Source organism: Paenibacillus sp. FSL K6-2862 (genome assembly GCF_038005125.1).
Taxonomy (GTDB): domain Bacteria; phylum Bacillota; class Bacilli; order Paenibacillales; family Paenibacillaceae; genus Paenibacillus; species Paenibacillus illinoisensis_A.
The window spans coordinates 2014124-2028722 of the sequence record NZ_JBBOSN010000001.1 but is presented as its reverse complement, the minus strand read 5'-3'; the positions used below and the strand labels follow the sequence as shown (position 1 = coordinate 2028722).

General features: G+C 47.2%; 14 protein-coding genes. 6 read left to right on the top strand and 8 right to left on the bottom strand.

Annotation, left to right across the window (positions count from 1 at the left end):
• Window positions 1-1185: a YheC/YheD family endospore coat-associated protein gene (locus MHB82_RS09490; RefSeq protein WP_095359021.1), complete on the top strand. Its 1185-nt coding sequence runs from the start codon at window positions 1-3 to the stop codon at window positions 1183-1185.
• Window positions 1186-1343: 158 nt separating this feature from the next.
• Here the strand turns inward: MHB82_RS09490 and MHB82_RS09485 are convergent, their stop codons facing one another.
• Entirely contained in the window at window positions 1344-2030 is a 687-nt protein-coding gene (locus MHB82_RS09485) for an HAD hydrolase-like protein (RefSeq protein ID WP_095359022.1), read from the bottom strand.
• Window positions 2031-2321: 291 nt separating this feature from the next.
• Between MHB82_RS09485 and MHB82_RS09480 the strand changes: the two genes are divergently transcribed.
• Window positions 2322-4040, top strand: coding sequence for a methyl-accepting chemotaxis protein (locus MHB82_RS09480; protein WP_341174527.1), 1719 nt, complete (start codon window positions 2322-2324; stop codon window positions 4038-4040).
• 146 nt (window positions 4041-4186) lie between these two features.
• On the opposite strand, the gene MHB82_RS09475 is transcribed toward MHB82_RS09480, so the two are convergent.
• Entirely contained in the window at window positions 4187-5176 is a 990-nt protein-coding gene (locus MHB82_RS09475) for a Gfo/Idh/MocA family protein (protein WP_341174526.1), read from the bottom strand.
• Window positions 5177-5592: 416 nt separating this feature from the next.
• On the opposite strand from MHB82_RS09475, the gene MHB82_RS09470 reads away from it, so the two are divergent.
• From MHB82_RS09470 to MHB82_RS09455, 4 genes are all read left to right on the top strand, one after another.
• Window positions 5593-7224, top strand: coding sequence for a thiamine pyrophosphate-binding protein (locus MHB82_RS09470; protein WP_341174525.1), 1632 nt, complete (start codon window positions 5593-5595; stop codon window positions 7222-7224).
• Window positions 7225-7235: 11 nt separating this feature from the next.
• A complete protein-coding gene (locus tag MHB82_RS09465; protein ID WP_110821047.1) occupies window positions 7236-7604 on the top strand; it encodes a carboxymuconolactone decarboxylase family protein in 369 nt (122 codons plus the stop codon).
• 184 nt (window positions 7605-7788) lie between these two features.
• Window positions 7789-8139, top strand: a complete 351-nt coding sequence (locus MHB82_RS09460) for a hypothetical protein (protein WP_341174524.1) — start codon at window positions 7789-7791, stop codon at window positions 8137-8139.
• Between the two features lie 54 nt (window positions 8140-8193).
• Window positions 8194-9186, top strand: a complete 993-nt coding sequence (locus tag MHB82_RS09455; RefSeq protein WP_341174523.1) for a 3-oxoacyl-[acyl-carrier-protein] synthase III C-terminal domain-containing protein — start codon at window positions 8194-8196, stop codon at window positions 9184-9186.
• Between the two features lie 85 nt (window positions 9187-9271).
• Here the strand turns inward: MHB82_RS09455 and MHB82_RS09450 are convergent, their stop codons facing one another.
• The 6 genes from MHB82_RS09450 to MHB82_RS09425 all read right to left on the bottom strand — a co-directional run bounded on the left by MHB82_RS09450 (window position 9272) and on the right by MHB82_RS09425 (window position 14595).
• Entirely contained in the window at window positions 9272-9841 is a 570-nt protein-coding gene (locus MHB82_RS09450; protein WP_110821050.1) for a manganese catalase family protein, read from the bottom strand.
• A gap of 141 nt (window positions 9842-9982) precedes the next feature.
• Complete coding sequence (locus tag MHB82_RS09445; RefSeq protein ID WP_095288152.1) at window positions 9983-10258, bottom strand: spore coat protein CotJB; 276 nt, start codon at window positions 10256-10258, stop codon at window positions 9983-9985.
• The gene (locus tag MHB82_RS09440) at window positions 10248-10487 is read right to left on the bottom strand and encodes a spore coat associated protein CotJA (protein WP_095359029.1); all 240 of its coding nucleotides are present in this window, start codon (window positions 10485-10487) and stop codon (window positions 10248-10250) included. Before MHB82_RS09440 ends, MHB82_RS09445 begins: the two co-directional genes overlap by 11 nt.
• A gap of 234 nt (window positions 10488-10721) precedes the next feature.
• Window positions 10722-12095: a hemolysin family protein gene (locus MHB82_RS09435; RefSeq protein WP_095359030.1), complete on the bottom strand. Its 1374-nt coding sequence runs from the start codon at window positions 12093-12095 to the stop codon at window positions 10722-10724.
• Window positions 12096-12153: 58 nt separating this feature from the next.
• Complete coding sequence (yfkAB, locus tag MHB82_RS09430) at window positions 12154-13290, bottom strand: radical SAM/CxCxxxxC motif protein YfkAB (RefSeq protein WP_095359031.1); 1137 nt, start codon at window positions 13288-13290, stop codon at window positions 12154-12156.
• A gap of 222 nt (window positions 13291-13512) precedes the next feature.
• Window positions 13513-14595, bottom strand: coding sequence for an HD-GYP domain-containing protein (locus MHB82_RS09425; RefSeq protein WP_341174522.1), 1083 nt, complete (start codon window positions 14593-14595; stop codon window positions 13513-13515).
• Between the last annotated feature and the right edge of the window lie 4 nt (window positions 14596-14599).

The window sequence follows — 14599 nt, the reverse complement described above, 5'->3', positions numbered from 1 at the left end:
GTGTCCTCACCTGTTCTAGGCATTATGACGTTGTACTTAAACGAACATCGCGCCTTGGAAGAACGGAGCATCTACCGCAGAATGATCCTTGAAGGACGCAAGCGGGGGCTCGACATTTACGTGTTCACACCTGCGGATGTACATCCAGGGGGTAAAAAGATCGAGGCGATGGTCTTCCATTCGGAAAAGGGGTGGTCCAGGGAATGGCGTCCATTTCCGGACATGATCTTCGACCGCTGTCGCATACAGCGAAATCGCAGATTTCAGCAGCTGCTCGCCTTTCGCGAGAAATACGGGCACATGCTTTTCCTAAACCGGCCGCTTCGCAATAAATGGACCATACATCAGACCCTCTCGGCAAAATCCGCCTTTCGTGAACATTTGCCAGAGACCGTTCTGTTCCAAGATATGTCTGATGTCAATCGAATGCTTAAAGCTTCTTCGCTGATCTATTTGAAGCCCATAAACGGAACAGGCGGACGTGGAATCCTGCGAATTGAGCGCATCAGTAGCGAAGCCAACATGGTTCTGGTCCAAGGTCGTGATCAGAAACGACGTATCATTACCCCGCGCAAAGTCCATTTATCGCGGCTCGGTTCTCTGCTCCAGCACTGGAACATGAAAGATAAATATCTGGTTCAGGAAGGGATCCAGCTCCAGCTCCCTAATGGTCGTGTACATGATTATCGCATGCTCGTACAGAAGAATGGCGAGGGCGATTGGGAACTGACCGGCTGTGCTGGGCGCATGGGAGCTGAGAAAAGTGTAACATCGAATCTGCATGGCGGCGGGCAGGCTGTTCCCATGCACCGATTGATGAAACAATGGATCACCGATGAGGAACTGAGGAATGAGATTAATTCCACAGCCGAGAAACTCGGCATTTCGGTGGCCACATTCCTGGAAGATACGTACGGTGATCTATGTGAGCTTGCTCTGGACTTGGCGATTGACAAGGATGGCCGCATCTTCCTGCTTGAAGTGAATCCCAAACCGGCACGAGAGGTATTTGCACGGATTGGTGAGCGGAGCATCTATTACAAAGCAATTACTCAGCCGCTGGAGTATGCTCTCTGGGTGTACCGCAACCGGACGGTTAGTACTCCGAACAAAGTTAAAGTAACCAAACCTGTAACCGGTAAGACCACCGTAGCCCGGAGGTCCCGGAAATCAAGATTAAAATAGCCGCTTCACTTTGGATTTGACCTCCGAGCATCTTAATATCGATACTCATTGCGTCTCAAAGAGCCTTTATCTCCGCCTCGCCCGTTAAACAGGCTTCGGAGATAAAGGCTCTTCCGGTTTTGAACACTGATCCAGATCAGTTCAAGATGTGGTGTTTGCTATTCAGCTTCTCTGTATAGACGAGTAAGCTCGGTAAAGTCAGAGATTAATACATCTGATCCTGCAAGTTCCTCATCACGTCCGAAGCCGGCATATGCACAGCCAATGACAGTTTGCCCATTCATTTTTCCTGCTTCAACGTCGGACGAGCGGTCACCTACCATCCAGGCATCCTGAATCCGGTGTTTTTCAAGCAGTATTTGTACCAGGTTTACCTTGGAAGGTGTCTTGTATTGCCCTGCACTGTATACGCCTTCGAATAAAGGCATAATCTCGTGTGCAAACGCAACCCCTTTGACATAGTCCTCCAGTCCATTACTCGCAACAAACAAACGAACACCTTGTTCCTTGAGGGCTTGAAGCGTCTCTTTTACATGGGGGTAAAGTTGGGAACTTCCCTGATCAAGTCCCTCAATTTCCAATTGAAGCAGCAATTCATCTGCACGACGATGTGCCGCTTCAGAGGCTTCCGGCATGACCACTTTCCATATATCCTCGAGCAGCATACCCAAACTTCCCAGCATCCGTTCCTCGGGAGGTGTCTCCCCTTCGAAATGACCTTCGGCACGCAGTGTATCAAAAAGCTTTTGGTAAGCAGGCAACAGCAAGGTTTCTGTCTGGAACAACGTTCCGTCCATATCAAAAATCATCGCTTCCGGTTTTCGCAATACAGTCTCTTTACTCATTTCCAGGATTCGTTCCTTTCGGATTGAAATATGTAATCGGCATCATACCCTTTCCATGATAAACAAAAACGTTTGGCAGTGTAAACCGAACACTGTAAAAGGTTTACTCGGTCATGTCTCATGTATTGATACAAACTATATACAAAATGTAAGCAAACTATGTACAAACTTACTTTCATAACGTATAATACTGAAAAATAGTTCTTAAGCCTCCTGATCCATAAGTCCTGTAAGTTGCTTTTTCAAGTTTTTTCGACAAATACATATAACCAAAAGAGAGGAAAAGGAATCATGAAGAAACAGAGAATATTCAAAATTTTTTATAAAATTGGGCTGGGTTACCTGCTTGTATTGGCGGTACTGGCTGGAAGCATTCTACTGATTCAGAACAGTATTGGTCAGCTGCAGGAAGAGTTAGATTATCTCGTCGATCACGACATGAAAGTGCATGCCATGACGTATGAATTGGAGAAAAACATGGTGGATATGGAGACCGGACAGCGTGGTTACGTGATCACTGGACAGGAAAGTTACCTGGAGCCATATATAGAGGGAAAAGAAAAGCTAGTCGAGCTCAAGGAGCAGCTAGCGGGCCTTATCTCCGATAACCCGGCTCAATTGACATTATTGCAAGATATACATAACTCCATGAATGACTGGATTCAAGTGGCCGGAGAGCCGGTTGTCTCCCTGCGTCAGGCTAATGATCTGGAAGCCGTCCGTCAGTTTTTTGCAACAGATCCAGGCAAAGCAGATATGGACGAGATCCGCAGTTCCCTGATTACTTTCCGAAACAATGAACTGGCTCTGACAGAATCACGTACAGAAGCATTAAAACAGAAAAACACGATCCTGAACTGGGAACTCTACGGAGCTTTAATTCTTGTTGCCCTTATATCCATCTTTGCGGCATTAATTTTGTCCCGTGCCATTGTCAAAAACATTCGTACTGTTACCCAAGCGCTGAATGACATCGGTTCCTCCAATGGTGACTTGACCCTGCGCATCGCCACCCCGATGAGGGATGAAACGAGAGAACTCGCCGAGTCTGCGAATACGATGCTGTTTGGTTTGCAGCAGATGATGCTGGACATCCAGCGCAATGCCACTGTTCTCAGCACCGCATCGGATCGTATGGATAAAGGTGTGGCGGACAGCCACCTGGCCAGTAAAGAAGTAGCCACAGCCATGGAACGAGTAGCTGAAGGGGCAGATGAGCAGGTTGCTCTTACCCAAACGATGGTCGCTGCAATGCAACAATCTCAGACCGGACTCAGCCGGGTGGCTGCATCTGCTGCAGACGTGGCTGAACGGGCAGTACGTACCGAATCCATAGCCATCGATGGGCAGCAGCGCATTGACAATGCAGTTGGCAAAATGGGAGTTATTGAGCAATCCTTCCTCTCTGTACAGGAAGCTATTAATGATATTTCCAAGATGTCCGATCAAGTCATTAACATTGCGGATGCCATGTCAGGGATCGCGAGACAAACCAATCTGCTCGCATTGAATGCCGGAATTGAGGCTGCACGGGCAGGAGATAACGGACGTGGATTCGCAGTTGTCGCAGCAGAGATTCGCAACCTTGCGGACCAAAGCGCCACATCAGCCAAGGAAATTACAAGCATATTGGAAACCGTGGTCGCAGGTGTTCATAGTACAGTGGATGTTGTGGATGAGAGCACGGTTCATGTTAACGAGGGACTGCGGACCATTGAGGACGCAGGGCATGCCTTTGCCAATATTACACAACATATACATGACCTCAGCGGTCAAATGATGGATGTATCTGCGGTGGTTGAAGAGCTCACTTCGGGCAGTGAGGCTGTTATGAATTCCATTAACGAAGTATCGATCGTTGTGGAAGATACTGCATCCGCTACGGAGGAAGTATCCGCCATGACTGAAGAACAGCTTGCCTCCCTGCAGGAAATGAGTGACACTTCCAAACAGCTGAATCAAATGTCCGATGCACTCGACGAACTGGTAAAACGATTCAAGCTGGCTTAACCTTGTGATTACAACAGCTAAAACAAAAAGAGCAGCTTCCACTTAAGGAAGCCGCTTCTTTTTTTATATTTTATTTCTGAAAGAGTGTAAATTAGTTAAGCTTATTGTTCCTTTCAGCATTTGATCCAAGACGGCAACACTACCGATTAGCGGCTGATCTGGATCGTGTTCCCCTCCGGATTACGCAGAGCTTCCAACACCAATTGGGCACGGTATCCGTCGTTAAAATCATAGATTTTCGCCGGCTGTCCCTGAATACGGGCAATGACATGCTTGAGAACTGGCAGCTCTCCCATCGATTCATCTACCTCTACGGTTGCAAGCGGCTGGCCAACTGGCCCCATCATTAGTTCTTCCCAGTTTTCCAGAGCGATTGTGCCTTCAGTTCCGTAAACGACCATGGATACTCGTTCCTTACCTGCAAAATGAGCAATTCCATTAAGCTGAATACGGGTTCCGTCTTCCAGCTTCATTACAGCCTGTACCTCATGTTCACATTCTTCCGCATTATCGGGGTACTGGACCTCACTGCTTACCTCTGTAATTGGTCCAAACACATGCTGTATCATATGGATCCAGTGGATGCCCACCTCAAGGATAAAGCCCCCCTGCTCACGGCTTGAAATCCATGAATTTTGCTGCCATGCACGCGGCCACTGAGGGAATTGCAGAATCAGCTCTATTTTGCGAATCATACCTATGCTGCGCTGCTCCACCAGTTCCTGCAACTTCAATACCGAAGGTTCATGAGGCATGGAGAAATGAATGGCATGGACTACCCCTGCCTGCTCTGCGGCCTTAAGCATCTCTCTCGCCTCTTCTGTACTGTTCGCCAGCGGTTTCTCGCAAAACACATGGATCTTCCGCTTTAAGGCCTCCATGACAACAGGATAATGAAATTTAGGCGGTACAGCAATGTACAATAGATCAATTTCATGTTCATCCAGCAGCTGCATGTAATCGCTGTATGCGCTAATTTCTGCATGGGATTCAGCAAAATTCCTAAGCGATTCTTCGTGTGCCTCACATACGGCTACAAGCTTAATACTTCCATTCAGCTCTGCTTGCTTCGCCTGTTGAATCATATGTAAACCCATCTTTCCTAACCCGATCACAGCCAGTTTCAATCGTGTCATTATGTCTCCTCCAATCTGAATTCCATTATAACAGAAGTTAAATAGGCTCCGTTTTCTTGCGTTAACATGCAAAGAAAAGCATATAGCTTCATGCTTATGATCAATTAAAGGTTACGTCTATATCTGATGTCTTTATTTTACATATAATGTAAAAAAATAATCATTAGGACATTGGTTGCAGGAATATATAACCATTTCATTTTCCTATATCCTTTAAGATGTTAAGCGTTACCAACTTAAGAATCAGGTAGTTTTACTTATAAAAATAAGTTGACAAAAAACCACATAAAAAGATAACCTTCGTATTAACAAGGATATATTTCCTTTTACAACCTTAGACAACCACTTGCATTCGAAAAAATTTGGATTATACCCTATGGGTCTTAAAACCTATTTTATGAAGCGAGGTGTCCCGCATGAAAACCGTTGCGGACTATTTGGCAGAAACGCTGCACAAGCTTGGTGTTACTCACGTCTTTGGTATTATTGGAAAATCGATATGCCCTGCTGTTCTGAAGATGGTGGACCACGGCCTTGAGTTCATTCCAGGTCGCCACGAATCCAGTTCAGGATTTGCAGCAGCTGGTTACGCTCTCCAAACCGGAAGGCTGGGTGTAGCATTCGCCACTTCAGGTCCGGGTGGAACCAATCTTTTAACCGCTGCAGCTCATGCCAAAGCCAATAACCTTCCGGTGTTATTTATTACCGGGCATCAATCCATTCAGGAATTAGGCATTCCACAGTGCCAGGACTCTTCCTCCTATCTGGCCGATCTCGCAGAGATGTTCAAACCCGCTACGTTATTCAGCAAACTGGTGGAGCGTGGCGACCACTTCGGCACATTGCTCAATCATGCCCTCTCCATTGCACTTGGCCCGAACAAAGGTCCGGTTCATCTTTGTCTACCCTTTGACGTTCAGACCGAGCTGCTTGCTGAATGCCGAATTGTCATGCCTGAACCCGAGCCTCTAATTAGCATCACTAACCTTAATCGAATTCTTCCCCTTCTTCACAAGTCCAGTCATCCATTAATTATCGCAGGCAAAGGCGTCAATCGATCCAGGGCTCATGACGAGCTATTGCAGTTTGCAGAACAATTCCAAATTCCTGTCATCACGACGCCCGGTGGGAAAGGTGCTATCCCCTGGAACCATCCGTTATATCATGGACCTTGTGGTGTCGGGGGCTTCCCCCATGCCGATGAATTGCTCAACCAGAGTGACCTCTATATCGTGCTCGGGTCGCGGCTGAGTGACATGACGATCTGCAATCTCAAACCGGAGAATCATCCTGCACATCTCATTCAGTTCGACTCGGATCCTGCCTTTGTCGGTAAAATACTCCACTCACAAACCTTACATATTACTGGCGATCTAAAAGACAATCTGCAGTTTCTGCTGGGTACCCTGACCGAATATGAAACTCCTAAGAGAGAGTCCACGGCAGTAGACTATACGGTCCCCCTGCCAACGCTGCCTAACCTCTCCCTTGCATCGATTTTGGATGAACTGAGCGATATGCTGCCGTATGATCATACTTTATTCGTTGATGACGGAAGTCATGGCTTCCATGCTGTTCAGCGTTATAAAGTAAAAAAACCTGGCAGTTTTGTATTTGACGCATATCTCGCCTGTATGGGCAATGCCATTGGTATGGCGATCGGAGCCAAGGCAGCAGCACCAGACGAGACGATCGTCTGTATTACAGGCGACGGATGCTTCATGATGCTCGGAGCCGAGATCAATACCGCTGTATGCCACAATCTGCCGGTCATCTTCATCGTAGTGAATAATAAACAGCTGGATATGGCGCTCAAAGGCATGCAAAAAACAACAGGCCGGATCGACGGTACCTTGTTTGAGGTGCCTATGGATGCGTCGAAGTTTGCTGAAGCTCTCGGTGCAGCCGCATTTCGGGCAGAAACACATGACGAGTTCGCCGCTGCACTCAAAGCAGCACAAGAACTGAAACAAGTGGCTGTAATCGAGCTATTGACGGATCGCGATGAGATTCCGCCTACGGCCCATCGTACCGTGAATTTGAACTAGGAGGAGCAAAAATGAGCGAGCAGGTTGTTCAGGGGCTGGAGCGTTTCGCGAATCTTTCTGGAGAGTACGGAGCCAAAGCCTTGGCCCCCATTAAGGAACACTTTCCCGAGCTGGCAGAATTCATTATGGGTACAGCTTACGGAGACATTTTCCAACGTACCAGCATCTCGGATCAATGGAAAGAAGTTGCTGTTATTTCCTCACTGATTACACAAGGGCAGTTTGAACAACTGGGCGTTCATTATGTTATGGCACTGCGTGTTGGTGTAACTGTGGAGGAGCTCAAAGGAATTCTGCTGCATCTGGCACCTTGTGTAGGTGCGCCGCGTATTATTAGTGCATTTAACGTCCTACTTGCCACGCTAAATGAAATCCAATAATTAACTATTCTACATTTTTATACACGATTCGACTTTATTCTTGATCTCATTACATCTACGCCTTTATAATATGGGTAAATTATCCTCGATCTCAGCTTACATCTTAGAAGCCAGTAACGGTGGCGATAACACCTTGTCCCTGGTAGCAGGATAGCCTTAACTCATTTAAAGGAGAGAGACAATTATGGGAAGCTTTATACTCAAGACTGACGTTCCAAACAAGGTGCTTAACATTGAACTGGAGGGATCTTTCTCTCAAGAAGATGGATTGCGTTCCATCTCAGCTTATCAGGATACGATTGCTCCTATTGACCCAAAGGAATATGAACTGCGTATCGACTGCAAAAAGCTGAATGTCACCGCTCCGGAAATTGTACCTCTGCTCGAAGGCTGCCTGGCTCTATTCAAAAAGGACGGCTTCAAAAAGGTTGTACTCACACTCGAAAATAATGCCATTTTGAAAATGCAGTTGTCCAGGCTTGGACGTGCTGTAGGACTGGACAACCTCGAAATTATATCTACCGTTACCACCTAATAAATCAGGCGGACAAGTTGTGGATCCACCCATCCGCTCAAGAGGAGAATGAAGATGGCCGGAATTCGTATTGTGGATATAGATATTTATCATCCAGCGCACCAGGTGGACAATGACTTTTACATTGAACATTTTGATGCGAGAGGGGTAGATATTCGGGGATTGTTAAAAGCGCTTGGGCGTGATAAGCGTTACAAAATTAACAACGATGACGAGAACTCACTAAGCATGGCTTATGAGGCAGCCAGTAACCTTTTGGAAAAGACCGGACTGAACGGGGCGGATATCGATCTGATTGCCTATGCAAGTCAAACGCCGGAATACATTTTCCCTACGAATTCCTTAATGATTCATCGTTTAATTAATGGAGCATCCCATACCATCTGTATCGACAGCAACGCTAACTGTGCCGGAATGACGGCAGCCTTTGAACAGGTGAGCCGGCAGATGCTGGGGAATCCCCGAATTCGAAGAGCATTGATTATCGGTTCAGATTATGTAGCCCCACACGCGAGTCCAGATGATCCTGTCTACTATGCCAATTTTGGCGATGCAGCAGCGGCTGTCATCATAGAACGCGACGAACAGGCTACCGGATTCGTTGATTCCATCTATCAAACGGATACCTGTGTGTACGGTAATTCCCTCTTTCCTGCAGAAGGTCTGGCGAAACTAGGTCAGACCGGGGTGGATGCAGGAGCTTTTCATGTCAAATTCACACCGTTCGATGATTCGATCTGCGTCGATGCTGCTTCTGAATCTATTCGTACACTGTTAGGACGCAACGAGATTGCAGCAGATCAGATCAAAGCAGCCTGTTTCTCCCAATTATCCATCGGTAATATTCGTGCGGTATCGGAGAACATTGGGATCGCTAAGGATGTTGCCGTCTACATTGGAGACGAATTCGGCTATACGTCAACCAGCAGTCCCTTTATCGCTCTGCATCGGGCCATAACCTCAGGTCAGATCGAGCGTGGTGATAAAGTGTTGTTCTGGACGGTCGGAGCAGGGTGGCAAAATGTTGCCATGGTGGTCGAATACTAAGCAGATCCTCCAACAAAAAGAAGGATGTCCTTTTTTACTTCAAGGGACATCCTTCTTTTATATATGTGTAAGGAAGGTTGCACGATTAGAAGATCTTCTTGGTTTCCCGATCATCCTTCAGGATCTCGACCGCCTCACGGAAACGAAGCGAATGCACAATCTCCCGCTCCCGCAGGAACTTCAGGCTGTCCTGCAGGTCCACATCATCCGTCAGATCAATTAGCCATTGATATGTAGCCCTAGCCTTCTCTTCCGCAGCAATATCTTCATACAGATCTGCAATAGGGTCACCCTTTGCTTGAATGTAGGTTGCAGTGAAAGGTACGCCCGCCGCATTGCTGTAAAAGAGAGCCTTGTCATGATTCACATAGTGAGCATCCAGGCCTGCCTTCTCCAGCTGTTCAATGGTGGCATCCTTGGTAAGTTTGTAGATCATTGTTGCGATCATCTCAAGATGGGCAAATTCCTCTGTAGCGATGTCATTCAAGAGACCAATAATTTTGTCCGGAATCGTATAGCGCTGATTCATATACCGAAGGGCTGCAGCCAGTTCCCCGTCTGCTCCACCATACTGTTCCATCAGCAATTTGGCCATATGAGGATCACATTTACTTACCCTAACAGGATATTGCAGCTTTTTCTCGTATACCCACATGTTGCACGATTCCCCCTTCAAAAATACGAAATGAATGTCATCCGACTCGGATCGTTCATACTTGCACTTCCCGGGTATCCCGATTCTGCGTTTCCGGAAAACCCGGGTGCAGTATACTTTTGCTTTCAACTCAAACGTTCATTACACCTGCCAAGGCCAGGGTGCCTCTGACCACTGCCAAGGATACTTGGAGAACGCATGCCCAAAGTTCATGAGCGGTCCATACAGCTGCTGAAATTCATGGGCAACCCTCATCCGCTCCTGGCTAAACTTGTTATATTGTTCAATACTTTGATAGTCCCCTGGGTGAGTATCCAGATACAGATTCAGCTCCACCAGCACAAAATCCAAGGCTTGCAGTTCCTCCAACAACTCATAATATCTGGCGTCACACGCTTTTGCTGCTTCAGGCTCCATCTGCTCCTACCTCCCTCCCTTTTGTTTTTTTGGATGTATAAGGACTGTATAGCGCAGGCCACAATGTTCCGAGTCTCAGTGCTTCTGCTGGACTGTATTGGGGCCAGCCCATCGGCTGGAAAGGAATAAATAACTGCGGAGGAACAAGGTAGGTTTTAATTTCAATCGGTTTACATGGATCAAACGGCCCCACAAAAGGGGCATATGCGCGAAGCTGTGGATCAATCATGTTCAAACGCCTCCCTTCACTAAAATTTGGTCACTCGTCGGTAGGCGACCAAAATCCTTGCTTTTCCCGTCTATTATCCATATGTCATCGTTCTTAAGTTAATCCCAATTCAGCCGAAACAACTCTTGGAATTTCTCACGCCTACTTCTTCACAAAAAAAGACCCCTGGTCACTCCCCACAGGAAGTGTTCCAAAGGTCACATTCATTTCAATATGGTAGTTCCTCATACGTCACTACTTGTCCGATTCGGCATCGTCCCGAGCCTCATCCAAAGCAGCAGCCTCTTCTTCAGAGACTGGGCTCTTATACACCTTGACTCGGGTAATTCGTAACCGGGTGGATTCCTCCACCTCAAAGACATAGCCGTTCTGCTCCCGTGTTTTACCTTTGGCTGGGCTACCTTCAAGCTCTTTGAACAACCAACCGCCAATGGTATCCACTTCTTCGTCATCAATGATGGCTCCGGTCCATTCATGAACCTCTTCAATGAGAGATCGTCCATCAATGGAGAAGGAATCGCCGCTGCGTTCCATATGAGGTCGCTCATCCTCGAACTCATCGTATAGATCCCCTACAATCTCCTCCAGAATTTCCTCCGCCGTCAATAATCCGGCGGTGCCGCCGTATTCGTCAACAACAAGGGTCATCTGGGAATGCTTCTTCTGCATCAGTTGAAGCACATGGCTGATTTCCATGGATTCCGGAACGTTCAAGATGGGCCGCACAAGTGAAGCCATATCCTGCTGCTGTTCCGGGGCTGCCAATAGTAGATCTGTAATATGGATAAATCCGATAATTTCGTCTTTATCCTCAACGGCAACAGGATAACGGGAATGCTTCGTTGCATTAATAATCTTCAGGTTCTCTTCCAGGGACAGATGGGTATACAGACAATCCATATCTGTACGTGGCAGCATGACTTCACGAGCAAGCATATCAGAGAAATCAAAGATGTTATCCATCAGTTTGATTTCATCCTTGTCAATGACGCCACTCTTCGCACTCTGCTTCATCAAAATTCGAAGTTCATCTTCAGAATGGGCTTCTCCTTCACTCGCAGGCTCTATCCCTGCCAGTCGCAGCAGCGCATTGGCCGATGCATTGAGAATCCAGATGAATGGAAAAAAGATTTTGTAGAACAGCAGAAGTGGTGCGGACAATAGCAGAGCCACGCCATCTGTTTTTTGAATAGCAAGCGACTTCGGCGCAAGTTCTCCAAGTACAATATGCAGAAACGTAATAATACAGAAACCGACGATAACGGAAACGGTAGAGATCAGTCCTGTATCCGCCACGCCCAGTTTGAACATAAGCGGCTCTACCAGTAATTCGGAAATGGCGGGTTCACCGAGCCAGCCAAGCCCCAGGGATGTCAGGGTAATGCCGAACTGGGTTGCCGACAAGTAAGCATCCAGTTTTCCATTCACCTTTAATGCATACCCAGCCATCCGATTTCCCTCGCTCTGCAATTGAGTCAACCGGGTCTGCCTGACTTTAACCAGAGAAAATTCGGCTGCAACAAATACGCCATTCAAGAATACGAGCAGAAAAACGCAAACCAAATTGAACACCAACTGCCCGAGATGAAATTCGGTATGAATATCCAAGTCGACACTCCCCTTTTTCTATCTATTTCAGGAATATACCTGGAATATCAGCGCCTAATCAGCGCGTAATTGCTTTTCTGGATTTGAAATCCACACCTTTATAATACATGTCCGCCACCAGCAGGTTAGGGCCGCAGCAGGACGCAGCATCACAGTGACAGTTAACGGTCTGATTAAGCGGATGCTCCGCAGACCATTCATGGAACACATCATCCAGCTTCCGATCCCGAATGTTGCCAAAGGCAGGGATGTCGGCAAAATCTGTAACGTACACATTGCCTGTAAACATGTTGACGTTAACGCGATTTCGACCATCCGGATCATTGCGTACGGTCACATTAGGCTCACTGTACAGGCGATTGATCAATTCCCGATCCTGGTCGGCCGCACTGCAAGCAAAGAATGGAAGTGTTCCGAACAACATCCACATGTCTTTGTCGCGCACATCCAGCAAGCGATGGATGGCTGCACGCATATGGTCCAGAGACAGGACAGGCAATGTGGAAGCAAAATTCGAGTTATACATCGGATGTACTTCATGACGTACACAGCCCATCTCCCGAATCAGTTGATGGATTCCCTCCAACTTGTCATGAGTACGGAAATTAATCATGGATTCAGCAGAGATAAACATGCCTGCTTCACTCAGTTTGCGCGAATTTTCTATCATTTTCTCATACATTTTCACAGCTACTTCACGCTTGACAGGTCTGCCGCTGTTAGCAAAACCAACTTGATGGAAATCATCGGCATTCAGGTAGTTGAATGAGATATGCATCACATCAAGGTATGGCAGCAGTTTCTCGTAACGACTGAGATCAAGCGTCAGGTTGGAGTTGATCTGTGATCTTATGCCGCGCTCCTTGGCGTATTTCAGCAGCGGGATGATCATTTCATCCACTGTCTTTTGACTGAAACTTGGCTCACCACCTGTCAAACTGATAGTCTGCAGATGCTCCACTTCGTCCAGCCGCTTCAGCATAAGAGGCAGTGGCAGTGCGGGAGCTTCACGCATCGTGAGCATATCCCCTACAGCACAGTGCTCGCATCGCATATTGCACAGATGAGTCACGGTCATTTCAACACTGGTTAACACGTGGCGTCCATATGTACGCAAAGAGCCGATCGGATCCCATGGATCATTAGTCGGCGATAAAGGCATCGGTTCAACCGATCCTGAGTTTAGCATGGTCATTGTTCTTCACCTTATTCCTTTTATTAACCTAAAAAGTTTTATTTACATCATACTTCGGCATGATCTTTTTGGAGCTATCTTTTATCATAGCACAATTTTGAACGCTTCGGCATGAAGTGCTCTGTCCATTACATGACAAAAACGCCCATGCAACTCCAGGGCCAACCCGGCCCGGATATTGCTATGAGCGCAGTCTCCCTGCTGGCAATAACTTAACAGCGATCAAGAAAATTCATCACAGGAAGGAGTCGGAGGCACGCCCTCATCGCCTTCAACACCAGTAATCATAACCGATAGGACTTTGGACAGATCTATTTCGTAAGGCGCCTTTAACGTCTGTCCATCCGCATTCTTCAACACCCGAATCCGGGGCCGCTGCGGGATACGTGAATCGATGGATGCAACGACTCCGACTTCCCCCGTACTCAGCGTCACAGATAGACCTACGGGATAAATGGCCACACAGTCACGGAATTTCTCCAGCATACGCTGTTCATACAACGAGCCAGATCCAGTATATAATACCTCCACTGCCTGATGAGGGAGCAATGCCTTACGGTATACGCGATTACTCGTCATCGCGTCATACGAGTCAGCCAGTGCAATCCACTTGGCATACTCATGAATTTCAGGACCCTTGAGGCCAAACGGATAGCCACTACCGTCGATTCGCTCATGATGCTGGAGGGCACAATGTGCTGCCAGCAGCGGTATGCCAGGTTCATCTTTTAAAATACGATGTCCATATGTAGTATGCTGCTGAATGATTTTAAATTCCTCATCCGTTAATTTCGCCGGTTTATGCAAAACATCTGGAGCAATCTGTGTCTTTCCTATATCATGCAGCAAGGCACCCAGTCCAATTTCCATCAGCTGCTGTCTAGAATACCCTGAGGCGACGCCCAAAACCAGTGTGTACACACATACGTTCAAGGAGTGGTTGTACAGATCAAGATCACTGGAGTTCATATCCATCAGCATGATCATTGCTTCCTTTTGACCGCCGATGTCCTCCAAAATGGTATTCATCAGACCACTCAGCGCTTTGCCAAAATGCGGAATCCGGCTTTTGGTCTTCAAACCTGACATACTCTGAAACTGCTGCTTGATTTCTACCAGTGCCCTGCGCCTCGTTTCCTCCTGAAGCATATCGGGAACGATGATATCCTCTGTCGCTGCTTCCTTAATATATACGTAACCTACGCCGAGGTCTTTTAGACGTCCAATCAACCGCTCGGTCAGTTCCACATCTTCACTAAGCAGAACCAAACCCTCTTCGCTATAAATCCGTTTCCCCAGCTTCATGCCA

Bases quoted from the DNA above. Each gene is read 5' to 3' on its own strand.
- MHB82_RS09425 (WP_341174522.1), bottom strand. From the start codon at position 14,595: ATGAAGCTGGGGAAACGGATTTATAGCGAAGAGGGTTTGGTTCTGCTT.
- MHB82_RS09475 (WP_341174526.1), bottom strand. From the start codon at position 5,176: ATGACACGATTGAAACTGGCTGTGATCGGGTTAGGAAAGATGGGTTTA.
- MHB82_RS09460 (WP_341174524.1), top strand. From the start codon at position 7,789: ATGGGAAGCTTTATACTCAAGACTGACGTTCCAAACAAGGTGCTTAAC.
- MHB82_RS09440 (WP_095359029.1), bottom strand. From the start codon at position 10,487: ATGATTGATCCACAGCTTCGCGCATATGCCCCTTTTGTGGGGCCGTTT.
- MHB82_RS09445 (WP_095288152.1), bottom strand. From the start codon at position 10,258: ATGGAGCCTGAAGCAGCAAAAGCGTGTGACGCCAGATATTATGAGTTG.
- MHB82_RS09485 (WP_095359022.1), bottom strand. From the start codon at position 2,030: ATGAGTAAAGAGACTGTATTGCGAAAACCGGAAGCGATGATTTTTGAT.
- MHB82_RS09465 (WP_110821047.1), top strand. From the start codon at position 7,236: ATGAGCGAGCAGGTTGTTCAGGGGCTGGAGCGTTTCGCGAATCTTTCT.
- MHB82_RS09470 (WP_341174525.1), top strand. From the start codon at position 5,593: ATGAAAACCGTTGCGGACTATTTGGCAGAAACGCTGCACAAGCTTGGT.
- yfkAB (WP_095359031.1), bottom strand. From the start codon at position 13,290: ATGACCATGCTAAACTCAGGATCGGTTGAACCGATGCCTTTATCGCCG.
- MHB82_RS09480 (WP_341174527.1), top strand. From the start codon at position 2,322: ATGAAGAAACAGAGAATATTCAAAATTTTTTATAAAATTGGGCTGGGT.
- MHB82_RS09450 (WP_110821050.1), bottom strand. From the start codon at position 9,841: ATGTGGGTATACGAGAAAAAGCTGCAATATCCTGTTAGGGTAAGTAAA.
- MHB82_RS09455 (WP_341174523.1), top strand. From the start codon at position 8,194: ATGGCCGGAATTCGTATTGTGGATATAGATATTTATCATCCAGCGCAC.